The following is a 26798-nucleotide window of genomic DNA, read 5'->3' as shown; positions in this document are numbered from 1 at the left end:
CGTTTGTGCAGGCTGCCGAGTCCCGTGTCCCGCGCGTTCTCCGCGCGTCACCTTCGCGACATGCGCCCGTTGTGGTCCGAGGAGCCTCGGTGATCTGCTCCAATGAACTGTTGTGCCGCCTGCTTCCTACCGTCTCGTCCGCCGCGCGGGCCCCGCGCGCGCCGTCCCGCCCGTGCTCGACGAGCGGCAGCGGCGGGTCGTGGAGCACGCGGGCGGGCCGATGCTGGTGCTGGCCGGGCCGGGCACCGGGAAGACCACGACGATCGTCGAGGCGGTCGTCGACCGGATCGAGAACCGCGGCGTCGACCCCGAGCGCGTGCTGGTGCTCACGTTCAGCCGCAAGGCGGCCGGGGAGCTGCGGCAGCGGATCACCGGGCGGCTGCACCGCACGACCCGGACGCCGCTGGCGCTGACGTTCCACAGCTACGCGTACGCGCTGCTCCGCCGGGACGCGGTGCTGAACGAGGAGCCCGCGCCGCGGCTGCTGTCCGGGCCCGAGCAGCTGCTGGAGGTGCGGCGGCTGCTCGAAGGCGAGCTGGCGGACGGCGCGCGGGACTGGCCGGAGCGGCTGCGGGCGGCGCTGGCGACGCGCGGGTTCGCCGAGGAGCTGCGCGACTTCACGCTGCGGGCCGTCGAGCGGCGGTTCACCGCCGAGGAGCTGGTCGCGCTCGGGCGGATCCGGGGACGCGACGACTGGCCCGCGATCGGCGCGTTCATGGAGCGGTACGTCGAGCGGTTCGCGCTGGACCCCGTCCCCACCTACGACTACGGCGAGCTGATCTACATGGCCGCCGGGATGCTCGCCGACGAGGAGGTCCGGATCCGCGAGCGCGACGCCTACGACGCGGTGTTCGTGGACGAGTACCAGGACACCGACCCCGCGCAGGAGGCGCTGCTGCACCTGCTGGCGGGGGAGGGCCGCGACCTGGTCGTGGTCGGCGACCCCGACCAGTCGATCTACGGGTTCCGGGGCGCGGACGTGCGCGGGATCCAGGAGTTCCCGGACCGCTTCCGCACGCTGGACGGCCGGCCCGCGCCGGTGGTGGCGCTGCGCACCTGCCGTCGCATGGGCCCGGAGATCCTGGAGGCGTCCCGGCGGATCGCGCGCCGCCTGCCCGCCGGTACGGCGGGCGCCGCCGAGCACCGCGCCCTCCTCACACCGGACGAGGCCGAAGAGGGCGAGGTCCGCGCTGCGTCGTCCAGGGGGGGCGACCCCCCTGGACCCCCCGATGAAGTGCGCGCTGTGATCGCCGACTCGGAGAGCCAAGAGTCGGCGCTGGTCGCGGACGAGCTGCGGCGCGCACACCTGCTCGACGGGGTGCCGTGGTCACGGATGGCGGTGCTGGTGCGCAGCGCGGTCCGGCAGGTCCCCGTGCTGCGGCGGGCGCTGGCGCAGGCGGGCGTCCCGGTCGTCGTCGCGGGCGACGAGGTGCCGCTGATGCAGGAGCCGGCCGTCCGGCCGTTCCTGGTGCTGCTGCGGGCCGCGCTGAAGAAGGGCCACCTGGACGAGGTCGTCGCGGAGGACCTGCTCACCGGCCCGCTCGGCGGCGCCGACGCCCTCGCGATGCGGCGCCTCAAGCGCGCCCTGCGCGACCTCGAAGAGCTGTCGGGCGGGCAGCGCCCGCTGGGCGAGCTGCTCGTCGCCGCCGTGAACGACCCGCGCGAGCTGGTGCTCGTCCACGAGAAGGTGCGCGCCCCCGCCGAGCGGATCGCGAACCTGATCGACGTGGCGCGGCGCAGCGTCCACGACGGCGGGTCCGCCGAGGACGTGCTGTGGGCGGTGTGGCAGGAGAGCGGGCAGGCGGACGTCCTGCTGGAGCAGAGCGTCAAGGGCGGGACGCGCGGCGCGTCCGCCGACCGGGACCTGGACGCCGTCGTCGCGCTGTTCGACCACGCGGCCCGGTTCGTCGACCGGCTGCCGCAGGCGGGCCCCGAGCTGTTCGTCGACGACATCGCCGCGCAGGAGATCGCCGGGGACACGCTCGCCGAGCAGGCGCCGGAGGGCGAGGCGGTGCGGATCCTCACCGCGCACCGGTCGAAGGGCCTGGAGTGGGACGTCGTGATCGTCGCGGGCGTCCAGGAGGGCGTGTGGCCGGACGTGCGGCTGCGCGGGTCGCTGCTGGGCGTCGAGGAGCTGATCGAGCACGCGGCGGGCGCGGAGCCCGACTCGGGGGTGGGTCCGGGTGGAGTGATGAGTGCGGCGGCGGGCGCGTCCATGGCGGCGAAGATGCTGGACGAGGAACGCCGGCTCTTCTACGTCGCGGTCACACGCGCGCGCAAGCGGCTCGTGGTGACGGCGGTCGGCGGCGACGACACCGAGGAGCGGCCGTCCCGGTTCCTCAACGAGCTGCTGCCCGGCGCGATCGAGCAGTCCCAGCTCGACGAGAAGACCCGCTGGCTGTCGCTGGCCGCGCTGGTCGCCGACCTGCGGTCGGCGGTGTCGGACCCGGCCCGCCCCGAGCCGCTGCGCCGCGCCGCCGCCGGGCACCTCGCCCGCCTCGCGCGCGCGGGCGTGCGGGGCGCCCGTCCCGAGAACTGGTACGCGATCACCGCGCTGTCGGACCAGGGCCCCGCGTTCGCCGACGACGAGCAGATCACCATCTCGCCGTCGCAGGTCGAGGCGTTCACCACCTGCGGGCTGCGCTGGCTGCTGGCGTCGGCGGTCGGCGCGCAGGAGGGCGGCCCGAACGAGTTCAGCACCATGGGCAAGGTCATCCACGCGGTCGCCGAGATGGCGGGCGCCGACGACGGCGTCACCGAGGTGCACGTCGCCGAGCGCCTCGACCAGATCTGGAACGACCTGGAGTTCCGCAGCTCCTGGTACTCCGAGAAGCAGCGCGAGCAGGCCGCGGCGATGGTCGACAAGTTCCTCGCCTGGCACCGCGACAACCCCAACGAGGTCGTCGCGCTGGAGGAGTCGTTCAAGGTCGACCTCGGCCGCGTCGTCATCAAGGGCCGCATCGACCGCGCCGAACGCGACGAGCAGGGCCGCGCCGTCATCATCGACATCAAGACCTCCTCCACGGCCGTCCCGAAGGACGACCTGGCCCGCCACCCGCAGCTCGGCGTCTACCAGTACGCGGTGATGCTCGGCGCGTTCGAGCGGCACGGGCTGATCGAGCCCGGCGGCGCGAAGCTGATCCAGGTCGGCAAGGCCGCGTTCACCGCGAAGGCCCGCGAGCAGGAGCAGCCGCCGCCCGCCGAGGACGCCGACCCCGAGTGGCCGAAGAAGCTGATCGAGGTGGTCGCGAGCGGGATGGCCAGTGACGTCTTCCAGGCGCGCGCGAACGACAAGTGTCGGACGTGTCCCGTACGCTCCTGCTGTCCCGTCCACGACGAGGGCGGCCAGGTCGGCGACTAGGATCCGACGGAATCGGGCGGGAGGCGTCGGCAGGTCGTCCCCCCGCGCAACGACGAGCTCGGGGGGACGAGGTGATCACGCCGGGAGAGCTGGCCCGGCTGCTGGAGATCCCGGAGCCGACCGAGGAGCAGGCCCGGGTGATCGAGGCGCCCATGGCGCCGATGGCGGTCATCGCGGGCGCCGGGTCCGGCAAGAGCGAGACGATGGCCGCGCGGGTGGTGTGGCTGGTCGCGAACGGGTTCGTGCGGCCCGAGCGCGTCCTCGGCCTGACGTTCACCCGCAAGGCCGCCGCCGAGCTCGGCGTGCGCGTCCGCAAGCGGCTCGACAAGCTGCGCGAGGTGCTGCCGGGCGACGAGCTGGAGCGGCTCGGCGGCGAGGCGCTGTTCGACGGCGAGCCGATGGTGTCGACGTACCACTCGTACGCGGCCCGGCTGTTCGGCGACCACGCGCTGCGCGAGGCCCTCGAACCGACGATGCGGCTGATCTCCCCGGCGGTCGCGTGGCAGATCTGCTCCCGCGTCGTCGACGCCTACGACGGCCCGATGGACCGCATCGAGTGGCAGCCCGACACCGTCACCAAGGCCGTCATGGAGCTGTCCGGCGACCTCGCCGAGCACCTGCGCACCGCCGACGACGTCCGGAAGGTCGGGGCGTGGCTGGACGAGCGGTTCGCGGCGGTGAAGAAGCCGCTGAAGGCGCAGCGCGACATCCTCGCCCGGCAGGCCGTCCGCGAGCAGCTCATGCCGCTGATCGAGAAGTACGGGCGGGCGAAGGCCGACCGGGAGGTCATCGACCACGGCGACCAGATGGCGCTCGCCGCCCGCATCGCCTACAGGCATCCCGAGGTCGGGATGATCGAGCGGTCCCGGTTCTCCGTCGTGCTGCTCGACGAGTACCAGGACACCAGCCAGGCGCAGCTCGTCCTGCTGAAGTCGCTGTTCGCGGGCGGGCACCCGGTGACGGCCGTCGGCGACCCGTGCCAGTCGATCTACGGGTGGCGCGGCGCGAGCGCCGGGAACCTGCTGCGCTTCGCGTACGACTTCCCGTCCCAGCCCGCGGCCGGGGAGCGGAAGCCGGTCCCGGCGCCGGTCGTGCAGCTGAGCAGGTCGTTCCGCAACGGCGAGCAGATCCTCGAGGCGGCGGCGCGGATCCAGGAGGAGCTGCGCGCGGAGACCAGGGCGGTGCCGCGGCTCGTCCCCGGCGCCGGGCGCGAGGGGCGCGGCCGCGTCGAGTGCGCGCTGTTCGCCACCGTCGAGGACGAGGCCGACCGGATCGCCGGGCGCATCGCCGGGCTCATGGCGGGGGACCCGGCGGTCGCGCCGGACGGCGGCGCGCAGGCCGAGCCGCTCCAGTACTCCGACGTCGCCGTCCTCGCCCGGAAGCGGTCGCAGTTCCCGCTGATCCGGCGCGCGCTGGAGGCCCGCGGCATCCCCGTCGAGGTCGTCGGGCTCGGCGGGCTGCTGACCGTCCCCGAGGTGCAGGACGTCGTCGCGACCCTCCGCGTCATGCACGACCCGACCGCGGGCGCGTCGCTGGCCCGGCTGCTCACCGGCCCGCGCTGGCGCCTCGGCCCCCGCGACCTCGTCGCGCTCGGACGCCGCGCGCGGGCGCTGGCGCAGGAGGCCGCCCGCGACGTCACCCCGCCCGAGCGCGGCGAGGACGACCCGCCGGCGGACGCCGATCCGGCCGACCGGGCCGCTCCGGACGGCGCGGCGGAGCCGGACGCGGCGGACGACCCGCTCCGGCAGCTCGTCAGCGAGCTGAACCAGGAGACCGGCAGCCTCGTCGACGCGCTCGACGACCTCGGCGCGCCTGAGGCGTACTCGCCCGAGGGGTACGGGCGGCTCCGGCGGCTGCGCGACGAGCTGCGGGGGCTGCGGAGCCAGGTCGGGCTGCCGCTGCCCGACCTGGTCAACGAGGTCGAGCGGGCCCTCGGCCTGGACATCGAGGTCGCCGCCCGGTCCGGCCTCGACCCCGTCACCGCCCGCGCCGACCTCGACGCGTTCATCGACGCCGCCGCCACCTTCGCGGGCGACGCCGAGGACCCGACGCTCGGCGCGTTCCTCGCCTACCTGAAGGCCGCCGAGACCGAGGAGTTCGGGCTGGAGGCGGGCCGCGTCGGCGAGACCGACAGCGTCAAGCTGCTCACCGTCCACGCCTCCAAGGGGCTGGAATGGCCGGTCGTCGTCGTCCCGGGCCTGTCGTACGTGCCGCAGAAGAACGGCGGCCCCGCGAAGGGCTCGATCTTCCCGTCGCCGCCGCAGAACGCGACCCGCTGGACCGCGAACCCGCGCGTCCTGCCGTTCATGCTGCGCGGCGACCGCGCCGACCTGCCGCCGCTGAACGGCCTGGAGAAGGACGACCTCGCCGCGTTCGACCGGGCGTGCTCCGAGCGCGACCTGCGCGAGGAGCGGCGCCTCGCGTACGTCGCCGTGACGCGCGCGTCCAGCCTGCTCATCACCACCGGGTACTGGTGGGGGTCGTCGGGGCGCCCGCTCGGCCCGTCGCCGTTCCTGGAGGAGGTCCACGCGGTGTGCCTCGCCGGCGCCGGGACGGTCGCCGTGTGGGCCGACCCGCCAGAGGAGGGCGAGACGAACCCGCTGCTCGCCGACCCCGAGGAGGCGCAGTGGCCCATTCCGCCGGGCGAGCGCGGCAGGACCGACGCGTCCGCCCGGGAACGCTACGAGGCCGTCGTCGAGGCCGCCCGCATGGTCGAGGACGCCATGGCCGGGCGGAACCGGCTGTGGGCCGGCGACGAGGGCCTGTCCGACGCCGACCGCGGCCGGATGACGGCGTGGGCGCGCGACGTCGAACTCCTCCTCGCCGAACGCGACCGGGGCCGCGGCGGCGACGGGCTCCTCGTCGAGCTGCCCGCGCACCTGTCGGTGTCGTCGCTGGTCTCCCTCGCCCGCGACCCCGCCGCGCTGGCCCGGCAGATCCGCCGCCCGATGCCGCGCCCGCCCGCCCCCTACGCGCGGCGCGGCACCGCGTTCCACGCCTGGCTGGAGGGCCGCTGGGGGCAGCAGCGCCTCCTCGACCCCGACGAGCTGCCCGGCGCCGCCGACGAGGGCGCCGCCGACGACGCGCACCTGCTCCGCCTGCAGGAGAGGTTCGAGGAGTCGGAGTGGGCGGCCCGCGAACCCCTCGACATCGAGGTCCCGTTCGAGACCATCATCGGCGACCGGCTGATCCGCGGCCGGATGGACGCGGTGTTCCGACGGCGCGGCGGCGGCTACGAGATCGTCGACTGGAAGACCGGCCGCCCGCCGTCCGGCGACGACGCCCGCTTCGCCGCCGTGCAGCTCGCCGCGTACCGGCTCGCGTGGGCGGAGCTCGCGGGCGTGGAGGTCGACCAGGTCAGCGCCGCGTTCCACTACGTCGCCGCGAACACCACCGTCCGGCCGGCGGATCTGCTGGACGCCGCCGGCCTCGCCGCCCTCCTCGAGTCCGTCCCCGCCGCCTGACCCACGCCGCGGCGCGTGCTTACCCTCCGTCAGTGAAAGGTGTCACCACCCCTGTTCACCGAACCCCGTTTCAGGGATGATCCGGGGAACGCATCCAGGGAGGCGACGTGACGGTGTCCCATGACGAGAAGGTCGTACGGGAGTTCTCCAGGCAGGCGGCCGGGTTCGCGGACCCGCGGCTGAACGTCGCGTTCACCCGGCACCTCGACGACCTCGTCCGCTTCATGGACCCCGAGCTCGACCTGGACGACAACGTCCTGGAGGTCGCGGCCGGCACCGCGCTGGTGTCCCGGGCGATCGCCCACCGCGTCCGGCACGTCACCGCCCTCGACCTCACCCCGGCGATGCTCGCCGAGGGCAAGCGCGCGGCCGACCGGCAGGGCGTCACCAACGTCACCTTCACCCGCGGCGACGCCACCGCGCTGCCCTACCTCGACCGGACGTTCACGCTCGTCGTGACGCGCTTCTCGCTGCACCAGGCCGCCGACCCGGAGGCCGTCGTGCGGGAGATGGCCCGGGTCAGCCGGCCCGGCGCCGCGCTGATCATCGCCGACCTCGCCCGCCCGGAGGGCCTGGCCGGCGACCCGGACCGGATCGAGCGGCTCCGCGACCCCTCGCACGGCACCGTCCTCACCGCGAAGCAGATCGCGGACCTCGCCACCGAGGCCGGCGCCGAGGTGAAGCGGACGCGGTCGATCGACGTCGTCCGCCCGCTGGAGCCGTGGCTGGAGCTGGCGCGGACGCCCGCCGACGCCGCCGAGCGGATCCGCCGCGAGCTGGAGGACGAGCTCTCCGGCGGCCCCGCCACCGGCATGCGGCCGAGCCGCGCGGACGGCGAGCTGCACTTCACGCACTCGTACGTGTTCCAGCACGCCATCGCGGGCTGAATAGCGGTTTCACCGGTTTCGCCGGAATGTTGTCGAGCGAATGTTCGACGCGTCTCGCTCATGTGTTCTATCTTGTGGACCATGGGTTCCAGCACCGCGCGTTCCCTCGACCGCGAGCCGGCAGCGCTGGCGATGCGCATCGGGGTCGTGGCCGCCGAGGCGGCGCTCGCGACGTTCGCCCGCAACCTCGACCTCGACGACCTGGAGGACGGCATCGACTTCCAGGGCGCCATCGGCCCCGCCGAATGGCCGGTGTTCTCGCTGGTCATCGACACCCTCGCGGAGGCGGGCCCGGGCGACCGCCGCACCCTCGACGAGCGCCGCGCCGACGCCCTCAACGACCTCGCCCGCATCTGCATGGCCGCGAAGAACCGCGGCGCCGCCTGAGCCGGCCCTCGCGCTCACGGGGTGGTGACGGGGCGCGTCCGGGGCCCGCGGCCTTGGTCCCGGGCGCCGCCCTCCGTCAGTCGGTCAGCGCCTTCGACTTGACCTTGCCGGTGCTGGTGCGGGGCAGTTCGTCCACGAAGTGGACGTCGCGCGGCACCTTGTAGCGCGCGAGGTGCTTCTTCACGTGGGCCTTCAGGTCGTCCTCGGTGACCTGGGAGCCCTCCTTGCGGACCACGTAGGCGGCGAGGCGCTGGCCGAACTTCTCGTCCTCGACGCCCTTCACCGTCACTTCGGCGACGTCGGGATGCCGGCCGAGCAGGTCCTCCACCTCGCCGGGGAACACGTTCTCGCCACCCGAGACGATCATGTCGTCGGCGCGGCCGTCGATGAACAGCCGTCCCTCGGCGTCGAGGTGGCCGAGGTCGCCGGTGCCGGTCAGCCCGTCGCGGACCTTCTTGCCGCCGCCCCCGGTGTAGCCGGCGAACCGCAGGCCGCCGCCGGTGTAGACCTCGCCGGTCTCGCCCGCCGGGACCTCGTTCCCGTCCTCGTCCAGGATCCTGATCGTGAGCCGGAACGACGGCCTGCCGACCGTCCCGGGCGCCGCCCGCAGGTCCTCGGGCGTCGCGATCGTCGCCCAGCCCGTCTCGGTGGCGCCGTACACGTTGATCAGGACGTCGCCGAACTCGTCCATGAACGCCTCGGACAGGTGCGGGTGCAGCGCCGACCCGCCGCACACGACGGTGCGCAGCGTCGGCGTCCGGCGTCCTTCGCGCCGCGCGGCGTCGAGGATCCGCTGCAGCATCACCGGTACCGCGACCAGCGCCTCCGCCTCGCAGTCGGCGATCGCCGCCAGCACCTCGTCCGGGTCGAACCGGCGGAACAGGATGAGCGGCATGCCCAGGCCGAGCCCCACCGACGTGTACGCGAAGCCGAGGATGTGGAAGAGCGGCGGCGCCACCACGATGGGCGCCCCCGACCGCACGGGGACGCGCATCACGTGGCTGAGCGCGGCGGGCAGCAGCGACGTCAGCGACAGGTCGTGCCGCGCGCCCTTCGGCGTCCCCGTGGTGCCGGACGTCATCACGATGACGTTGCTGGACCGGCCGGGGTTGAGCGGTTCGGCCTCCGTCGCCGCCACTAGCGCGTCGATGGAGTCGCCATCGGTGTCGCCGTCCGTCCAGGCGAGCACGCGGGCGCCCGCGAAGCCCGACCCGTCGACGGCCGCGCCGAACTCCTCGTCGTGGACGAGCAGCGAGACGCCCTCCCGCTCGGCGACCTGCCCGAGCTGCGTCGCGGAGAAGTCGGTGTTCAGCAGCACCACGTCGTTGCCGAGCCGCGACGCCGCGAGGACCGCCTCGACGAACCCGCGGTGGTTGCGGCACAGCACGCCGACCTTCCCGTCGCCGGCGCGGTCCCGCAGCGCGGTCGCGAGCGCGGCGGCCCGCTCCTCCAGCTCGGCGTACGTCAGCGCGCCCCGCTCGTCGACCAGCGCGGTCCGGCCGGGGAACCGCAGCGCCGCCATCGCGCCGACCGTCGCCGGGACGGGCCCGAACCGCACGTACGGGAACAGCAGCCGCGCCGCCCGGTCGGGCCGCATCGGATGCATGATCCCGGAGTCCCGCACCGCCCGTGTCGCCCGTACGCCCAGACTCGCGGCCGACCGCACCCGCTCAAGCACCGAAATCTCCTCACATCGCCCAGCACATACGTTGCCGTGACGAAGACTTTGTAACGCACCCCGCGCCGCCGGTGCGGGCCTGTGGCACCGGCGGCCCCGGTGTCGGACCCCGCCCGTAGGGTGCGGCCATGCTGTCCGTCTTCCTGGCGTGCGAGGACCCGTACGCCACCGCCGATTTCTTCACCGGGAGCCTCGGCTGGCGCCAGGTGTTCGCCACGCCGCGCGACTCCGCCGACCGCCTCGCGTGCGTGGCGCTCGGCGACGCCCAGGTCATGCTCGGCACCGACGACGAGGAGTTCCTGCCCGCGGCGTCCCGCGAGCATCGGGGCGCCGGGGTGACCGTCTACGTCAACCTCCCCGGCACCGTGGACATCGCGGACGTCCACGCCCGGCACTCCGCGGCGGGCGTGGTCACGGTCCCGCTCGCCGTCCGGGAATGGGGCGAGCGCGCCTTCGACGCCCGCATCGTCGGGTACCGGTTCCTCATCGCGCAGGACGGTACGGTCGGCGGCATGTCATCTACCGTCACCGCCGACGACGTCGAGGCGGCCGTTCGGCTCGCCGTGGACGTGCTGAAGGAGGCCCCCGAGGGGGCGTGGGACGGCAGGGCGGGCACGCTGGAGTGGACGTGCTGGGAGACCGTCGAGCACCTGAGCGACGACCTGTTCGCCTACGCGGCGCAACTCGGCGCGCGGCCGAAGGACCGGGAGGTGCCGTTCCTGTGGGAGGCGCGGCGCCCGGGCGGCCCCGCGAACGTCACCTACGCGGACCGCGCCGCCGGGCCCCGCGGCCTGCTGGAGGTGCTGGTGGCGTGCGGCGCGATGCTCGCCGCGCTGGTCCGGACGACGCCGTCCGACGTCCGCGCGCACCACGTGTTCGGGGCGTCGGACCCCGAGGGGTTCGCGGCGATGGGGATCGTGGAGACGCTCGTCCACACCCATGACCTCGCGCAGGGCCTCGGGCTCGCCTGGGACCCGCCCGCCGACCTGTGCGCGAAGGTGCTGGCGCGGCTGTTCCCGGACGCCCCGCGCGACACCGACCCCTGGCCGACCCTCCTGTGGGCGACGGGGCGCGGCGACCTTCCCGGCCGCCCGCGCGTCACGACGTGGCGGTGGAACGGCGCACCGCGCGTCAGCGGCGGAGGATCTTGAAGTCCTCGATGACGAGGAGCCGCTCGATCGTGCTGTCCTCGTACCAGCGCTCGTAGCCGACGAAGTCCCCGCAGCCGCCCCTCTTGTCCGTGCCGTCCTCGCCGACGTACGGATGGTCCGCGCGGGTGCCGAGCCATTCGAGCAGCGGGTCCACGTGGTCGTAGTAGTCGGGGTGGAGCTCCTGGCGGGCGGTCAGGGCCCAGCCGCCGTTCTCGCGGGGCTCCAGGGCGGCGAAGAGGGCACCGCCGATCTTCCACCCCGCGCCGCGCTGGGCGAGCTGGGGTTCCGGGGCCTCCACGATGACCTGTTCGCCGTTGTCGTCCACGACGACCTCGGAGAAGTCGATCGGGATCGTCAGTTCCGGGGGCTGCGGGCCCAGGCCGAGATGCCAGCGGAGTTCGGCCACCTCGGCGTCGGTGAGGTCGCGGAGGTTGATCGCCAGGAAGAAGTCGTAGATGTCGGCCACGGACCGTGACCTTAGCGGAGGTAATGGAACGCGGGCTTGGGATGCATGAGGAAATCGTGGTGCGAGATGTTCCAGGCGTAGGCGCCCGCCATGGCGAAGGCGACGAGATCACCGGGGCGGAGCGGCGGGACGGGGACGTCGCGGGCGAAGACGTCCTTCGGCGTGCAGAGCTGGCCGACGAGGGTCGCCGGTGATTCCGGGCCGCTTGCGGTGAGGACGGTGAAAGGCTGGTCGTGGCCTTTCGTGACCGGTGTCCTGAGGTGGTGGGTGCCGCCGCGGAGAATGACGTAGGTCTCGCCGCGCGTCGTCTTCACATCGAGGACGTCGGTGACGTACCAGCCGTGATAGGCGGTCATGGACCGGCCGGGTTCGACGCGGAGGCGGGCGGGAATGCCGGCCAGTCCGGCGCCGTAGGCGGGCCAGTCGAAAAGCGTTCCGGGCGAGGTGTAGTCGACGGCCATTCCGCCGCCGATGTTCAGTTCCGGGTCGTCGACGCCGCGGGTCTTCAGCCACGGAAGGGCCCATTCGGCTATCCGGTGGGCCAGGCCGAGCATCGTGGGGGCGTCCAGTCCGGAGGCGAGGTGGGCGTGGACGCCGCGCAGGGTGAGGTGCGGGATATCGGCCATTCGCGCTGCGCAGGCGTCGAGGGCGTCCTCGTCCATGCCGAACGGTCCGCTCATGGTGAGAGCGGCGTCCGGGGCGTGGAAAGGGAGATTGGCGCGGAGAAGGACGTCGGCGGGGCCGCGCAGCCGGTCGAGTTCCCGTGGGCTCTCGACGTGGACGCGGTCGGCTCCCGCGGCGAGGGCCAGTTCCTCGTCGGTCTTTCCGGGGCCGCCGAAGGCGAGGCGGATGCCCGGGAGGGTTTCGCGGACATGGGTCAGTTCGCCGCCTGAGGAGACCTCGACTCCGTCCACGTGCGGCGCGATGGTGCGCAGGATCTCGGCGTCCGGATTGGCTTTGGCGGCATAAAAGAGTTCGGTGCCGCCGAGAGCGCCGCGGATGGTCGCCACGTGCGCTTTCAGGCCCGGCAGGTCGTAGACGTAGGCGGGGAGGCGGCCCAGGCCGCGGAGGTCGTCGAGGTTCACAGCGGACGGGGCGCGGAGAGCGGGTTGGGGGCGGGGACGTAGGCGGCGCCGCGGTCGGCGGACCGCGACCAGCGGGTGCGCAGGTTCGCCTTCGCGGGCAGCGGGACGCCGGCGAGGAGCGCCCTGACCTGCGGATGGTGGTCGAGCGACGCGAGATGCGCCCGGGCCGCCTCCCAGAGGTCCGGTTCGAGCGCGGGATGCAGGTCGGCGACGGCGGCCGCCGTCTCGGTGAGGTGGTTGACGAGGAGGCAGTAGACGGCGCGGTTCCAGCCCTGCGCGGGGGCGTAGGTGAGGCCCTCGGCGACGCGGGCGGGCAGGTGGGACAGGTCCCAGCGGCCGGCGGTGAGCTTGGTGCCTTCGAGGTCGCGGAACGCGGCGTGGACCGGCATGCCGTCCGCGTCGACGCAGATGAGGACGTTCTGCAGGTGCGGTTCCAGGACGACGCCGTGTTCGAGGAAGGCGCGGAGCACCGGCGGCGCCACCTGCGCGACGTAGGCGTTCCACCAGGCGAGGGCGCCGTCGGCGGTCGCCAGGACCGGCAGGTCGCCCAGGAGGGTGGTGTAGGGGTCGGCGAGCGCGCCCGCCAGGAGCGGCGTGCCGGGGAGGTGCCGCACCCCTTGGCGGACGATGACGCCGAGGCCCTCGTAGAGGCGGCGGTCGGCGAGGGCGACGCTGCGGTAGGCGGGTTCGGCGAGCAGCGTCGCGCCCAAGGCCGCGAAGACCGGCGGCAGCAGCTCGTTCAGCGCCACCGCGCCGGACAGCTCGTACCAGGCGTTCTTGCGGACGCAGTTGGTGATGCGCACGTCCAGGCTGAACTTGCAGAACAGGTCGGCGTCCGGCAGGTACACCGTGCGGACCGACGACGTGGGCACGGCCTCGGCGCCGGACGGCCCCAGGTCGCGGACGAGCCCCCGCGCCAGCGCGTCGCGGAGCAGCGGGTCGCCGGCGAGCAGCGAGAACTGCCACGGGTGGACGGGGAGCGTCCGGTGGCCGGGGACGGACGGCCCGCCGAGGGCCGTGAACGCCCCCGGGTCGCCCTCCTCCGCGACGAGGTCGTCCCGGACGGCGAGCCAGTGCGGCCGGAACCGCGCCCTGGTCTCCGGCGCGTACCGGAGCCATTCGGCGGGGGAGCCCTGCCGGGACTTCGGCGATGGGTGGAAGCGGTGCCCGGCGACGAGCGACTGCTCGGATTCCAGGTACCGGTCGTCCTGCGGCTCGCGGCGCGCGACGATGATGGCGGCGAGCGCGCCGTGGCTGTCGCCGACCTGCGCGAGGAACTCGGGGTTCGGCTGGCCCGTCGCCAGCTCCAGCTCGCCGGCCACCAGGTCGGCGAGGCGGTCCCAGGACGCGGGGATCCACGCGTCGCCGCGCCGCTCCTCGTACGGCGGCGCCAGCCGGTAGGTGGGGCCGGCCGGCGGCCGGGCGAGCCCGGTGCGCAGCACGACGCCGGCGCGGGGCAGCCGGGCGACGAGGTGCCCGCCGTCCGGCCACACCTGCTGCTCGGGCCCGCAGACCTCGCGGATCAGGCAGTTGAGCAGCGCGGTGGAGGTGGCGTCGTCGGCCGTCAGGGCCCGTTCGGTCAGAAGCACGTCGCATCCCGTAGGTAGTTCGGCCCGGGCGGGCCGTAGTGCTTGTTGATGTCGGCGGCGCCGGTCCTGGCCTTGTCGACGAGGGTCCCGGCGGTGACCATGGCCTTGCCCGGCAGCGCGTCCGCGTCGAGCGTGCGGGAGCGCAGGAACGCGTCCTCCGGGCCGAGCGCCGCGGCGAGCCGGTCGCGGATCAGGGCGCGGCCGGTGCGCCAGGGGAGCAGGCCCCGCTCGGCGAGCCCGAGGGCGGGGGCCGCGGCGCACAGGTGCAGGGTGATCGTGACGAACACGCGGGCGAGCGCGTCGGGGTCGGCGGTGACCATGCGCCGGTCGACGAGGTCGCGGGGGTCGGCGCCGGGGGACGGGCCGAGGCGCTCGCGGAGCCGCGCGGGGTCGATGAGGGCGCCGTCGTTGTCCTTGACGAGCAGGCGCGGCGGCGTGCCGTCCATGGCCGGGCCGCCGTCCAGGACGAGCGCCACGTTCTGCTGGTGGGCCTCCAGCGCGATCCCGTAGCGGAACAGCGTGACGTTCCACGCGAACAGCGCGGTCAGGTAGGCGTCGAAGAGCGGCTCGACGTCCCAGCGCTCTATGACGTGGCCCTTGTCCGGGGCCTTCGCCAGCAGGGCGGCGACGGGGACGACGTGCGCGCGCGCCGTTTCCGGTGGGAAGCGCCGTACGAGATACGCGAGGAGGGGGCTGTCGGCGTGCCCGTAGGTCTGCTCATCGGCGAGCAGGACGGGAAGGTGCGGCTCCCTGGCCAGGACGCGCCGCAGGACGCGCTCCACCAGCGCGCCGTCCGGCAGCGTGCCCGGGACGATCGTGCGGCGGTTGCGCAGACCGAGCGTGCTCGTCGGCAGCGGGACCTTCACGTGCTCCAGCGGCGCCGCCGCGACCGTCCGCATCGACAGGGTCGGCGCGACCTGCAGGTACGGTTCCGGGGCCATCGTCGCGGCCGGCTCGTCCCGCACCAGGCGGACGGCCAGCGGGTGGACGGGGAACAGCGCGCCCGCCGACCGCAGCCCCACATCGGCCGGGGCGGGCCACCAGACGGGACGCTCGCCCGCCAGGGTCGCGCCCCGGACCGACGCCCAGCGCAGCGGGAACGACGGCGCGAACTCGGGCGCGTAGCGGCTCAGGTCCGCCAGGCTCAGCCCGGCGCGGCCGAGGCTCGTCGGGTGGACGGGATGGTCGTTGTAGGCGGCGAGGCTCTCGTAGAACGTCCCGGGGCCCGTCCTCAGCGCGTCCGGTATCCGCGCCAGGCGCCGGTGGACGGCGGGACGCGCGTCGTTGTGGAGCTTCACCGTCGCGAGGGCGTCCAGGCACTCGCGTTCGAACGCGTCGGTGTCGTCGCGGGGATCGGCCAGGCGCCGCACCGCCGCGAAGACGTCCCGTAAGGCGAGGTTCTGCGACGGGTCCACGCGCAGCTCGGAGAGGAAGGCCGGGTCGGCGTCCACGAGCCGGACGGTGCGTCCCGGCAGCGCGAGCGTACGGCCGTCGACGAGGCGCCGTAGGCCCGCGTAGTCCTCGCGGAGCAGGGCGTCCAGGACCCGGGCCGCGAGCGGGCCCTCCACATCCGGTCCGGTCATGTCGGCACCGGTCACGCGATGGTCCAGTCGTGGGTGGAGCGGAAGCGCGCCAGTGCGGCCTCCACCTCGTCCCGCGCCGGGCCGATCGCGCGGACGGTCCCCAGGTAGTCGCGGTTCGTGCGGGTGAGGGCGACCGGATCGCCCACGGCGCGCTGCGGGCGGTAGGCCAGCCGCACGGCCCCGTCGTCGAACTCCATGGGGCCGGGCGCGGTACGCAGGACCCCGGCGCGGTCCGCGATGACGGCCTCCGCGACGGCGTGCCCCCGCGCGGATGGGACGCCGCGCTCCGTCGCCGACGGGACGTCCGCCCCCAGCGGCTCCCCGAGGTGGACGCCCAGGATCCGCTCGAACAGCGGGACGCCGAGCAGGTCCGCCAGCAGGAAGTCGCAGTGGTCGCCGATGAGCCGGTAGTTCACCTCGATGATGCGGGCGCGGCCCTCGTGGACGACGAACTCGGTGTGGCACGCCCCGAACCCGACGCCCAGCGCGTCGAGCTGCGCGAGGATCTGCGGCGTCTCCGGAGGCGGCGGCGCCCACTCCAGGCGCTCCTCCACGAAGAACGGCGGCGGCGACACCGTCGTCCGGTACGAGCCGAGGACGCGCAGCTCCCGGCCGTCCCCGAGCGTCTCCAGCGTGTGCAGCCGGCCCGGCAGGTACTCCTCGGCCACCAGCGGGTCGTCCCGGCGCGCCGCGACCTCGCCGCGCCGCGCCTCCAGCTCGCGGGCGTCGCGGACCAGGTAGACGTCCTCGCTGGCCACGCCCTCGCGCGGCTTCAGGACGAGCGGGTAGGGCGCGTCCGGCGGCACGTGGAAGGCGTCCGCCGAGAAGACCGGGTCCAGTGCGGCGAGATGGCGGCGCGTCAGCGCCTTGTTCTTCGCGCGCGTCGCGGCCCGCCAGTCCTTGCCGGGGAGCCCGAAGTACGCGGCGGCGAGCGCGGCGGGCGCCTGCAAGAAGTCGCTGTTGGAGAAGATTCCGGCGGGCTCGCCCTCGACCCGGTCGATGATGTGCCGGAAGTCGGAGACGTCGCACTCGATGACCCGGCCGGCGGCGTCCGCGTGGGCGGCGGGACGGTCGGTGAGCAGGACGACGTCCAGCCCGAGGCGCGCGGCGGCGGGCAGGAACCCGTGCGTCACCGAGTCGGTCGCCTTGCCGGCGACCACGTAGAGGGAGGCGGCCACGGTCGGCCTTTCCAGTGAGTCTGTGAGGTAAGCCTTGCCTAACTCGCAACCGTCACCATAGTGGCCGCGCCAGGGGCCGCGGGCAAGAACGATGGCATCGCGTGTCCCGCCGCGTCCGGCGATCCGGGAGGATGGCCGCATGGATCTCGTCGAGCGCTGGACCGCGCTGGCCGGCCCGCAGACCCGGCACATCGGGACCGAGCTGGACAAGCGGTACGGCGAGCCGCACCGCAGGTACCACACCCGCGAGCACCTCGCCGCCGTCCTCGACCTGGTGGACGAGCTCGCCGGCGACGCCGCCGACCCCGGGGCCGTCCGGCTCGCCGCCTGGTTCCACGACGCCGTCTACGACCCCGAGCGCGCCGACAACGAGGAGCGCAGCGCCCGCCTCGCCGCCCGCATGCTCGCCGACACCGACCTGCCCGCGGCGACGGTCGACGAGGTCGTCCGGCTCGTCGAGCTGACCGTCACCCACGCGCCCGAGCCCGGCGACCGCAACGGCCGGGTGCTCTGCGACGCCGACCTCGCGATCCTCGGCGCCGACCCCGACCGGTACGCCGCCTACGCCGCCGCCGTCCGCGAGGAGTACGGATTCGTCCCCGAGGACCTCTTCCGCGCCGGGCGCGCCGAAGTGCTCAACAGCCTCCTGGCCCTCCCGCACCTGTTCCACACGGCCACGGCCCGCGAACGCTACGAGCGGCAGGCGCGCCGCAACATCGAGACCGAGCTGATGCTCCTCAACACCTGACCGATCGGCACCCGCCGATCAGCGCCCGCCGATCAACCGCCCGACCAGCGGCTATCCGACGCCCGACCCCGCCGTGGGCCGCCGCCGGACCGCCTTCCTGCGCCGCAGCCCCGCACGGGTCAGACGCAAAAGCAGCTCCTGGCACCCCACCGCCTCCGCACCCTGCGAGACTGCGGCCTCGTACAGCTCGGACGGCACGTCGTAGTGGTCGCGGTCGAACGCCCGCACCGGCATGCCGAGCCTGGCGGCGAACGCGTGCAGCTCCTCGTACGACACGTCGCTCACCATGTGCGACCACACCCGCCCGCGCGCGGGCCACAAAGGCGGATCGATCAGGATCAAAGCTCCTCCTGGGGGCCGACGGAACAGGATCCCTTACAGTGCCTGACAGTACGACATGCGAAGGGGCATGCAGGTGAACGAGCCAGTTCAGGAAATCGTCCAGTACATCGAGGCCGGCCGGGACCGGTTCATCGCCGACCTCAAGGAGTGGCTGGCGATACCGTCCGTGTCGGGGGACCCCGCCTACGCCACCGAGGTGCGGCGGTCCGCCGGCTGGCTCGCGGAGTACCTGCGCGGGCAGGGATTCCCCACCGTGGAGATCTGGGACACCCCCGGCCTCCCGGCCGTGTACGCCGAATGGCCCGCCGCCGACCCGTCCGCCCCGACCGTCCTGGTCTACGGGCACCACGACGTGCAGCCCGTCGAGCCGCTGGACGAGTGGGACACCGCGCCGTTCGAACCCGTCGAGAAGGACGGCCGGCTCATCGGCCGCGGCGCGTCCGACGACAAGGGCCAGGTGTTCTTCCACACCCTCGGCATCCGCGCCGCGCTCGCCGCGTCCGGCGCCGACGCCCCGCCCGTCACCGTCAAGCTGCTGGTCGAGGGAGAGGAGGAGTCCGGCTCCGTGCACTTCGCCGGGCTGCTGCGCGACCACCGCGACCGGCTCGGCTGCGACGCGATCGTCATCAGCGACACCACCATGTGGGCCGCGGACGTCCCGTCGATGTGCACCGGCATGCGCGGCCTCACCGAGGCCGAGGTCACCCTCCGCGGCCCGTCCTCGGACCTGCACTCCGGGTCGTTCGGCGGCGCCGTCCCGAACCCGCTGCACGCCATGGCGACGCTGATGGCCGCGCTGCACGACGCCGACGGCCGCGTCACCCTCCCCGGCTTCTACGACGACGTCGTCCCGCTGACCGACGAGGAGCGCGCGCTGTTCGCCAAGCTCCCGTTCGACGAGGCGGAATGGCTGCGCACCGCCGGCGGCAGCCGCGCCGCCTACGGCGAGAAGGGCTACACCACCCTGGAGCGCGTCTGGGCGCGCCCCACCGCCGAGATCAACGGCATGTGGGGCGGCCACACCGGCCCCGGCGGCAAGACGATCGTGCCCCGCGAGGCGCACGCCAAGATCTCCTTCCGGCTCGTCGCCGGCCAGGACCCCGCCAAGGTGCAGCAGGCGTTCCGGGACTGGGTCGCCGCCAACACCCCCTACGGCGTCGAGGCCGAGGTGCACATCCCCGGCGGCGGCGTCCGGCCGTGCTTCTCCCCGATCGACTCGCCCGGCGTCACCGCCGCCCGCCGCGCCATGGAGCGCGCCTTCGGCCGCGAGGTCCTGTTCACCCGCGAGGGCGGCAGCGGCCCCGAGGCCGACCTCGCCGACATCCTCGACGCGCCGCTGATCTTCGTCGCGGTCGGCCTCGACGACGACCGGATCCACGCGCCCAACGAGAAGGTCGAGGTCTCCCTGCTGCTCAAGGGCGCCGAGACCGCCGCCTACCTGTGGGAAGAACTCGCCGCCGCGCTCCGCTGAACCTGGAGGCGGCAACGGCGCAGACAGGCCCGACGGAGGAAGGAGCCCGATGACGGTGACCGAAGGACCGCTCGAGTGGCTGGCGCTCGCGCGCGGGACGCTCGACCGGGTCGCGCTGAAGCGGCGCGACGACGCGTGGCTCGCCGCCGCGTGGGCCGACCCGGCGACGCGGGTCCTGGTCGTCCAGGACGGGCGGACGCTCGTCACCCACCGGCCCGAGCCGGCGCTCGTGTTCGTCGCGCCCGCGCAGGCCCCGGACGGCGACCGGTGGCTGCTCGGCGTCGACGAGGCCGGCACCGCCTACTTCGGCGTGCCCGGCGAGCTGCCCGCCGTCGACGGCGCCGAGCCGGCCGGGCTGCGCCGCGTCGGCGCGCTGCTCCCCGACCGCGACTCCGGCCTGCTCACGCACGCCGTCGCGCTGGAGCACTGGCACCGCACCCACCGGTTCTGCCCCCGCTGCGGCGCGGAGACCCGCGTCACGGCCGCCGGGCACGTCCGGGTCTGCCCCGAGGACGGCTCCCAGCACTTCCCCCGCGTCGACCCCGCCGTGATCATGCTGGTCACCGACGCCGACGACCGGATCCTGCTGGCCCGCGGCCCGCAGTGGCCCGCCGACCGCCGCTCGATCCTCGCCGGGTTCGTCGAGCCCGGCGAGTCCCTGGAGCAGGCCGTCGCGCGGGAGGTGGAGGAGGAGGTCGGCCTCGCCGTGCGGGACGTCCGCTACCTCGGCAGCCAGCCGTGGCCGCTGCCGCAGAGCCTGATGCTCGGCTTCACCGCCACCGCCGACGGCACCCTCCCGCTGCGCCCCGACCCGGAGGAGATCCTCGACGCCGGCTGGTACACCCGCGACGAGCTGCGCGCCGCGATCGAGGCGAAGGAGATCGTCGCCCCCGGCCCGCTCTCCATCGCCGCCCAGCTCATCATGCGCTGGTACGGCGGCGACCTCCCCGACATGCCGCTGTTCTAACGAGCTCGCGGGCGGGCACGCCGTGGAACGGGACGAGCCCGGCGACTCGCGGGAGTCGCCGGGCTCGGTGGTTCGCCGGGGGTCAGGCCAGGGAGGCGAGCTTCGCCTTGACCGCCTTCGCGCTCGGGTTGGTCGCGGCGGAGCCGTCCGGGTAGACGATGGTCGGCACGGTCTGGTTGCCGCCGTTGACGCTCATCACGAACTCGGCGGCCTTCGGGTCGCGCTCGATGTCGATCTCGACCATCTCGATGCCGTCGCGGGCCAGCTGGCTCTTCAGCCGCCGGCAGAACCCGCACCAGGTCGTCGTGTACATGGTGAGCTGGCCGGTCGGGCCCTCGACCCGGTCGGTCGTCGGCGTCGCCATCGGTACGTCGTCTCCCTCGTTCGTTCGGACGATCTGTGCACTCGCCTCCCGAAGAACACTAGATACCCCTCCGACATTCCGCGAGCGGCGGCGGGTCCGCCGCGGCGCGGCCGTCCGTCCACAATTCGTGTGGCGGGCGGATACCGTCGAGGCGGACTGGGAGTATGAGGTGCATGGTGGCTGAGTCGGTGCTGGAAGGGCTCGATCCCGAGCAGCGGGCGGTCGCGGAGGCGGTGCAGGGTCCGGTGTGCGTCCTCGCGGGCGCCGGGACGGGCAAGACCCGCGCCATCACGCACCGGATCGCGTACGCGACGCTGACCGGGGTGGTGACGCCGCAGCGGGTGCTCGCGGTGACGTTCACCACCCGCGCCGCCGGCGAGCTGCGCAGCCGGCTGCGGCAGCTCGGCGCGCCGGGGGTGCAGGCCCGCACGTTCCACGCGGCGGCGCTGCGCCAGCTCAGCTACTTCTGGCCGCGGGTCATCGGCGGCGACCCGCCCAAGATCATCGACTCGAAGATCGGGCTGGTCGCGGACGCGGCGCGCGCGTGCGGGCTGTCGCTCGGCCGTACCGAGCTGCGCGACGTCGCCGGCGAGATCGAGTGGGCGAAGGTCACCCAGAACCGCCCCGAGGACTACCCGGCCGCGGTCGTGCGGGCGGGGCGCAGGCCGTCCACCGAGGTGGTGGACGTGGCGCGCGTCTACGCGATGTACGAGCAGCTGCGGCGCGAGCGCAACCTGCTCGACTTCGAGGGGATGCTGGAGCTGACCGCCGCCGTCCTCACCGAGCACCGCGAGGTCGCCAACCAGGTCCGCGAGCAGTACCGGTACTTCGTCGTCGACGAGTTCCAGGACGTCAACCCGCTGCAGAAGATGCTGCTGGACACCTGGCTCGGCGGCCGGCACGACCTGTGCGTCGTCGGCGACCCGAACCAGACGATCTACTCCTTCACCGGCGCCAGCCCGTCCTACCTGCTCGGCTTCACCCGCGAGCACCCGGACGCGAAGGTCGTGAAGCTCGTCCGCGACTACCGGTCGACGCCGCAGGTGGTGCGGCTGGCGAACGGGGTGATCGGGCAGGCGAAGGGCGACCGGCACCGGCTGGAGCTCGTCGCGCAGCGCGAGACCGGCCCCGAGCCGGTGTTCAACGAGTACGACGACGAGGTCGCCGAGGCCGACGACACGGCGCGGCGGGCCCGCAAGCTGATCGACGAGGGCGTCCCGGCGCGCGAGATCGCGATCCTGTTCCGGATCAACGCGCAGTCCGAGACGTACGAGGCGGCGCTCGCGGCGGCCGGCGTCCCGTACGTGCTGCGCGGGGCGGAGCGGTTCTTCGAGCGGCCCGAGGTGCGGGAGGCGGTCGTCCGGCTGCGCGGCGCGGCCCGTGCGGGCGCCGACGCCGAGACCGACGGCACGGGCTTGATCATGACGGTCCGGCATGTGCTGTCCGGGGCGGGGTTCTCCGACCGGCCGCCGGAGGGCGCGGGGGCGGCGCGCGCGCGGTGGGAGTCCCTCGCCGCGCTGGCGCAGCTCGCCGAGGACATGGCCGCCGACGATCCGAAGGCGGGCCTGCCGGAGTTCGTCGCCGAGCTGGAGGAGCGCGCCGCGGCGCAGCACGCGCCGCCGCTGGAGGGCGTGACGCTCGCCTCGCTGCACGCCGCCAAGGGCCTGGAGTGGGACGCGGTGTTCCTCGTCGGCCTGGCGGAGGGCACGCTGCCGATCGTCTATGCCAAGACGCCGGAGCAGATCGAGGAGGAGCGCAGGCTGCTCTACGTCGGCATCACGCGCGCGCGCGTCCACCTGACGCTGTCGTGGGCGCTGGCGCGCTCGCCGGGCGGGTCGCAGATGCGCCGCGCTTCCCGGTTCCTCGACGGCCTGACCGGCAAGACCACCACGCACATGCCCGCCCGCGTCGACCGCACGAAGCGCCGCGTCACCAAGGGCCCGCAGCCGTGCCGGGTGTGCGGGCGGCCGCTGACCGCCGCCGTCGAGCGCAAGCTCGGCCGCTGCGAGGACTGCCCTTCCGAGCTGAACGAGGAGCTGTTCATCGCGCTGAAGGACTGGCGCGCCGAGGTGTCGGCGGAGCAGCGGATCCCGGCCTACGTGGTGTTCACCGACGCGACGCTCCAGGCGATCGCCGAGCACTGCCCGGAGTCCATGGAGGAGCTGGCCCGCATCCCGGGCGTCGGCAAGGTCAAGCTCGACCGCTACGGCGAGGCCGTCCTGAACCTCTGCGGCGTGTGACCCTCCCCACCTGCGGTTCGCCCCGCAGGGGGTGACCCGGGGGTGAGACACCGCTCACACGGGTGTATAGGGAAGACTGGCGGCCGTGAGCGATTCCCTGAAGGCACTGCTGGACCTGCTGGATCTCGAGCAGATCGAGAACGACATCTTCCGCGGCCGCAGCCCCGAGGAGCGCCGGCAGCGTGTCTTCGGCGGGCAGGTGGCGGGGCAGGCGCTGGTCGCCGCCGGACGCACCGTCCCGGTGAACCGGCCGGTGCACTCGCTGCACGCGTACTTCATCCGGCCCGGCGACCCGCTCGTCCCGATCGTCTACACCGTCGACCGGGTCCGCGACGGCCGGTCCTTCACGACCCGCCGCGTCAGCGCCATCCAGCACGGCAAGGCGATCTTCACGCTGTCGGCGTCGTTCCAGATCGTCGAGGACGGCCCGGCGCACCACGCGCCGATGCCGGACGCCCCCGACCCGGAGACGCTGCCGGACTCGCTGACCCGGCTGACCCCGCTGTTCGGGGAGGCGGGCGCGCGCGCCTTCGTCGACAGGCGGCCGTTCGACGTGCGGCACGCGACGCCGCTGACCTGGGAGGCGGCCAAGGACCCGGCGCTCGCCTCGCCGGAGTCGGTGGTGTGGCTGAAGGTCCTCGGGGACCTGCCCGACGACCCGCTGCTGCACGTCTGCCTGATGACCTACGCCTCCGACATGACGCTGCTCGACACCGTCCTGCTCAACCACGGGCTGGCCTGGGGCGACAAGCGGACGATGGGCGCCAGCCTGGACCACGCGATGTGGTTCCACCGGCCGTTCCGCGCCGACGACTGGCTGCTGTACTACCAGGACACCCCGTTTGCGGGGGGCGCGCGGGGGCTGGCCCGCGGCCAGGTGTTCACCCGTTCCGGGGAGCTGGTGGTGTCGGTGATGCAGGAGGGACTCGTCCGCGTGTCCGACTCCGGACGCGAGGGATGACGGGACGCGGCGCGTCCCGTATGCGATGATCGTCTTGTAAGGCGCTCCCGGGAGTTTCGACGCCGCGCGAGCGGCGCCGGTTCCGGGGAACGAGGGTGAAGTCACCCACAAAACCGCAGGTCAAAAATACCTTGATTGCTTCGGCGGAGTCCCCGTACGCTCGTCGCGAGCAATCAACCGGCCGACCGGTGTGGATCTTGGATCCGCCGGACCCGGCCCGAGGAGCCAGAGAGGTGGTGTGCAGTCCGGTGATCAACACGTCGATGAAATCGCTGTCGTCCTGGACCGCGGCATGCCCCGGCGCCTCGAACGCGTATTCCGTCTCGTGTGTCCGGACCCCGCTCGGCGTGAAGCCCGGCGGACCGGCCCGTCTCGGCGCCGTCGCGTCGGCCGATGCGGCCGGCGAGCGGCTCCGCGTCGACGGCACCCGTCTGCGCGATCTACGTGATCTGCGCCTTGAGCAGCGAATCCAGGACGAGCAGGGGTGGAGTGTCTTCGCATTCGAAGGCATGACGTCCCAGGCTCCGGCCACGGCCCACATGGGCGCCACCCCGGCGGGTGGCGTGTCGGGTCCGTATCCCTGGAGGCGACCGGTCTAGCAAGACACCGGCGAGCCCCCAGGCCGCGGATCCGATACCGGATCCGCGGCCTTCTTCTTTGCCCGGACGACCCAACCGACACGCCCGTTGAGATCCAACGAGAGGAACCAGGGTGACTGTGATGCAGGGGGCTCTCGCCATCAGCGAGGAGGACCTCACTCTTCCGTGCCGGACCGACCCCGAGCTGTTCTTCGCCGAGGCGCCCGCCGACGTCGAGCTCGCCAAGGCGCTGTGCCTGGAGTGCCCGCTCCGCAAGGAGTGCCTCGCCGGTGCGCTCGAGCGCCAGGAGCCGTGGGGGGTCTGGGGCGGCGAGCTCTTCGTCCGCGGCGTGATCGTCGCGCGCAAGCGGCCCCGCGGCCGCCCGCGCAAGCACCCGCTCCCGGACGAAGCGGCCGTGTGAGGCTCTGATGCCGACCGTGTCCGCCGTACCGACGATGTCCGCCGAACCGACGAGGTTCGGCCGTATCGAGCCCAGAGGCGCGGTCCCCGCGCGGGGACCGCGCCTCCGGGCGGCCGGGGAGAACGAGATGACGTTGCTCAGCCAGGACCTGTCACGGGAGCGAATACCCGTGACCGTGCCCGACGAGCTCGCCGCCCGCGTGCGCGCCCTGCGGCGCGCGCGCCGGGAGGCGCAGACGAGGGCGTCGCGCGTGCGGCGGGTGCTGCTCGCGCCGACCGCGTCCCGCGACGCCGACGCGCACGGGTCGAAGAACCACCGATGACCACCTCCGGTCCGCCGGTCGCAGGGCGCCGGCCCGCCGCTTCTTTGGATGGTTTCGGCGGGCGCCACCTGAATCCAGGGCGCGCCTCCCGGCGGACACCGGTGCTCCGGCCTCCCACTCGCCGGACGCACCGCGACGGGCCCCGCCCGCGCCTCATCAGCGCGGACGGGGCCCGCCGTCTTTCACACCCTTTCCCCTCAGCCGGTGACGAGCTCCCCGTCCTCGTCGTCGGCGAAGCCGGGCACCCACTTCAGCGACTCGGCACGGGCCGGGATCTCGCACTCCAGCTGGCACAGCACGCCGGTGCCGGCCGACAGCACCCGGTGGATGATCACGTACTCGGGCGGCAGGTTGAGCTGCCGGACGACGTTGGTCGGGCGCAGGTCGGTGACGCGGGCGGCCATGTCGCGCAGCCACTCGCGGTTGAACTTGAAGGTCTCGGTGACGAACGGCTCGGTGATCGGCGCGAGGAACGCCTGCAGCTCCTCGGCGTCGACCTCCACGCCCTCGCGGATGAAGTCCTCCTCGCGCAGGGCGTCCTCGATCTCGTCGATGTCGGCCATCGTGCCGATCCGCAGCAGCAGCCCGAGCCGCCGCTGGAAGCCGCCGGGGATGCGGTCGACGGCGCCGAAGTCGAGCACGCCGAGCCGGCCGTCGTCCAGCAGCCGGAAGTTGCCGGGGTGCGGGTCGCCGTGCAGCATCCCGGACCGCTTCGGCCCCGACAGCAGGAACCGGCAGTACAGCAGCGCCGCGTGGTTCCGGGTCTCCTGGTCGCCGTCGCTGATGATCTTCGAGAGCGGGGTGCCGTCCATCCACTCGGTGACCAGCACGTCGCCGGACTGGGCGATGACCTCGGGGATGGAGAAGTCGGGATCGTCGAGGTAGGCGTCCCGGATGATCCTCTGGGACTCGGCCTCGATCGTGTAGTCGAGCTCCTCGACGACCCGCTCCTTCAGCTCGGCCAGCATCGACTTGACGTCCAGGCCCGGCATGAGGACGCCGAACAGCCGGCCGAGCCGGGCGAGCTGGTTGAAGTCGCTGATCAGCGCCTTGCCGGCGCCGGGGTACTGCACCTTCACCGCGACCGGGCGGCCGTCGGACCACACCGCGCGGTGCACCTGGCCGATGGACGCGGCGGCGGCCGGCTGGTCGTCGAACGAGGTGAAGCTGTCGCGCCAGTCCTCGCCGAGCGCCTCGGCGAGCACCTTGTGGACCGTCGAGGCGGGCAGCGGGGGAGCGGCCTCCTGCAGCCGGGTGAGGGTGGCGCGGTACGGCCCGGCGATCTCCGGCGGCAGCGCCGCCTCGAAGATCGACAGCATCTGGCCGAGCTTCATCGCGCCGCCCTTGAGCTCGCCGAGCACCTTGAACAGCTGCTCGGCGGTGCGCGTCTGGATCTCCATGGCGACGGCCTCGGCGGGCCTGCCGATGGTCCGCTTCCCGATGCCGAGGGCGGTGCGCCCCGCGAAGCCGAGGGGGAGGGACGCCAGCTTTGCTGACCGCGTCACCGCGCGGCGGGGAAGATCGCTCACGACGACCATTGTCGGTGATCGGCTGT

Annotated in this window: 22 protein-coding genes; 13 read left to right on the top strand and 9 right to left on the bottom strand. The window is 73.8% G+C overall.

The window, feature by feature from the left end; translation table 11 throughout:
* The first annotated feature begins 112 nt into the window (after positions 1-112).
* The 4 genes from amrb99_RS04915 to amrb99_RS04900 all read left to right on the top strand — a co-directional run bounded on the left by amrb99_RS04915 (position 113) and on the right by amrb99_RS04900 (position 8099).
* A complete protein-coding gene (locus amrb99_RS04915; RefSeq protein WP_347256537.1) occupies positions 113-3361 on the top strand; it encodes an ATP-dependent DNA helicase in 3249 nt (1082 codons plus the stop codon).
* A gap of 71 nt (positions 3362-3432) precedes the next feature.
* A complete protein-coding gene (locus amrb99_RS04910) occupies positions 3433-6825 on the top strand; it encodes a UvrD-helicase domain-containing protein (protein ID WP_190852745.1) in 3393 nt (1130 codons plus the stop codon).
* Between the two features lie 107 nt (positions 6826-6932).
* Entirely contained in the window at positions 6933-7712 is a 780-nt protein-coding gene (locus amrb99_RS04905) for a methyltransferase domain-containing protein (RefSeq protein WP_190852743.1), read from the top strand.
* Positions 7713-7793: 81 nt separating this feature from the next.
* Positions 7794-8099 carry a hypothetical protein gene (locus tag amrb99_RS04900; RefSeq protein ID WP_190852739.1) on the top strand — a complete coding sequence of 102 codons (306 nt, stop codon included), beginning with the start codon at positions 7794-7796 and terminating at the stop codon, positions 8097-8099.
* A gap of 76 nt (positions 8100-8175) precedes the next feature.
* Here the strand turns inward: amrb99_RS04900 and amrb99_RS04895 are convergent, their stop codons facing one another.
* Positions 8176-9696: an AMP-binding protein gene (locus tag amrb99_RS04895; RefSeq protein ID WP_241755233.1), complete on the bottom strand. Its 1521-nt coding sequence runs from the start codon at positions 9694-9696 to the stop codon at positions 8176-8178.
* 209 nt (positions 9697-9905) lie between these two features.
* Here amrb99_RS04895 and amrb99_RS50605 point away from each other — a divergent pair, with 209 nt between their 5' ends.
* On the top strand, positions 9906-10928 hold the full coding sequence (locus tag amrb99_RS50605) for a hypothetical protein (RefSeq protein ID WP_241755232.1): 1023 nt from the start codon (positions 9906-9908) through the stop codon (positions 10926-10928).
* Here the strand turns inward: amrb99_RS50605 and amrb99_RS04885 are convergent.
* The 5 genes from amrb99_RS04885 to amrb99_RS04870 are packed head-to-tail and all read right to left on the bottom strand — an operon-like array spanning position 10909 to position 16829.
* Complete coding sequence (locus tag amrb99_RS04885) at positions 10909-11394, bottom strand: hypothetical protein (RefSeq protein ID WP_190852735.1); 486 nt, start codon at positions 11392-11394, stop codon at positions 10909-10911. The genes amrb99_RS50605 and amrb99_RS04885 overlap by 20 nt on opposite strands.
* 11 nt (positions 11395-11405) lie before the next feature.
* On the bottom strand, positions 11406-12479 hold the full coding sequence (locus amrb99_RS49845) for an alanine racemase (RefSeq protein WP_347256536.1): 1074 nt from the start codon (positions 12477-12479) through the stop codon (positions 11406-11408).
* Complete coding sequence (locus tag amrb99_RS49840) at positions 12476-14068, bottom strand: IucA/IucC family protein (RefSeq protein WP_347256535.1); 1593 nt, start codon at positions 14066-14068, stop codon at positions 12476-12478. Before amrb99_RS49840 ends, amrb99_RS49845 begins: the two co-directional genes overlap by 4 nt.
* Positions 14059-15651, bottom strand: coding sequence for an IucA/IucC family protein (locus tag amrb99_RS04875; protein WP_190852732.1), 1593 nt, complete (start codon positions 15649-15651; stop codon positions 14059-14061). Before amrb99_RS04875 ends, amrb99_RS49840 begins: the two co-directional genes overlap by 10 nt.
* Positions 15652-15662: 11 nt before the next feature.
* A complete protein-coding gene (locus amrb99_RS04870; protein WP_347256534.1) occupies positions 15663-16829 on the bottom strand; it encodes an ATP-grasp domain-containing protein in 1167 nt (388 codons plus the stop codon).
* A gap of 139 nt (positions 16830-16968) precedes the next feature.
* Here amrb99_RS04870 and amrb99_RS04865 point away from each other — a divergent pair, with 139 nt between their 5' ends.
* Positions 16969-17577, top strand: coding sequence for an HD domain-containing protein (locus amrb99_RS04865; protein WP_190852726.1), 609 nt, complete (start codon positions 16969-16971; stop codon positions 17575-17577).
* A gap of 51 nt (positions 17578-17628) precedes the next feature.
* Here amrb99_RS04865 and amrb99_RS04860 read toward each other — a convergent pair whose 3' ends face one another.
* A complete protein-coding gene (locus amrb99_RS04860; RefSeq protein ID WP_190852724.1) occupies positions 17629-17919 on the bottom strand; it encodes a DUF4031 domain-containing protein in 291 nt (96 codons plus the stop codon).
* Between the two features lie 73 nt (positions 17920-17992).
* Here amrb99_RS04860 and amrb99_RS04855 point away from each other — a divergent pair, with 73 nt between their 5' ends.
* Together amrb99_RS04855 and nudC are read left to right on the top strand one after the other, a co-directional pair.
* Positions 17993-19390: a dipeptidase gene (locus amrb99_RS04855; RefSeq protein WP_347256533.1), complete on the top strand. Its 1398-nt coding sequence runs from the start codon at positions 17993-17995 to the stop codon at positions 19388-19390.
* A 49-nt stretch (positions 19391-19439) separates the two neighbouring features.
* Positions 19440-20357, top strand: coding sequence for an NAD(+) diphosphatase (nudC, locus tag amrb99_RS04850; protein WP_190852718.1), 918 nt, complete (start codon positions 19440-19442; stop codon positions 20355-20357).
* A gap of 82 nt (positions 20358-20439) precedes the next feature.
* Here nudC and amrb99_RS04845 read toward each other — a convergent pair whose 3' ends face one another.
* The gene (locus amrb99_RS04845) at positions 20440-20721 is read right to left on the bottom strand and encodes a mycoredoxin (protein WP_190852716.1); all 282 of its coding nucleotides are present in this window, start codon (positions 20719-20721) and stop codon (positions 20440-20442) included.
* Between the two features lie 173 nt (positions 20722-20894).
* Between amrb99_RS04845 and amrb99_RS04840 the strand changes: the two genes are divergently transcribed.
* From amrb99_RS04840 to amrb99_RS04820, 5 genes are all read left to right on the top strand, one after another.
* On the top strand, positions 20895-22961 hold the full coding sequence (locus tag amrb99_RS04840) for an ATP-dependent DNA helicase UvrD2 (protein ID WP_190852714.1): 2067 nt from the start codon (positions 20895-20897) through the stop codon (positions 22959-22961).
* Positions 22962-23046: 85 nt separating this feature from the next.
* On the top strand, positions 23047-23922 hold the full coding sequence (tesB, locus tag amrb99_RS04835; RefSeq protein ID WP_190852711.1) for an acyl-CoA thioesterase II: 876 nt from the start codon (positions 23047-23049) through the stop codon (positions 23920-23922).
* A 248-nt stretch (positions 23923-24170) separates the two neighbouring features.
* Entirely contained in the window at positions 24171-24521 is a 351-nt protein-coding gene (locus tag amrb99_RS04830; protein ID WP_190852709.1) for a hypothetical protein, read from the top strand.
* Positions 24522-24642: 121 nt separating this feature from the next.
* Positions 24643-24921 carry a WhiB family transcriptional regulator gene (locus amrb99_RS04825; protein ID WP_190852706.1) on the top strand — a complete coding sequence of 93 codons (279 nt, stop codon included), beginning with the start codon at positions 24643-24645 and terminating at the stop codon, positions 24919-24921.
* 127 nt (positions 24922-25048) lie between these two features.
* Positions 25049-25243, top strand: coding sequence for a hypothetical protein (locus amrb99_RS04820; protein ID WP_190852704.1), 195 nt, complete (start codon positions 25049-25051; stop codon positions 25241-25243).
* A gap of 197 nt (positions 25244-25440) precedes the next feature.
* On the opposite strand, the gene amrb99_RS04815 is transcribed toward amrb99_RS04820, so the two are convergent.
* A complete protein-coding gene (locus tag amrb99_RS04815; RefSeq protein ID WP_347256532.1) occupies positions 25441-26772 on the bottom strand; it encodes an AarF/ABC1/UbiB kinase family protein in 1332 nt (443 codons plus the stop codon).
* Between the last annotated feature and the right edge of the window lie 26 nt (positions 26773-26798).

This window comes from Actinomadura sp. RB99, from assembly GCF_014706005.1.
Classification (GTDB): domain Bacteria; phylum Actinomycetota; class Actinomycetes; order Streptosporangiales; family Streptosporangiaceae; genus Spirillospora.
This window is presented reverse-complemented; position numbering and strand designations above follow the sequence as displayed.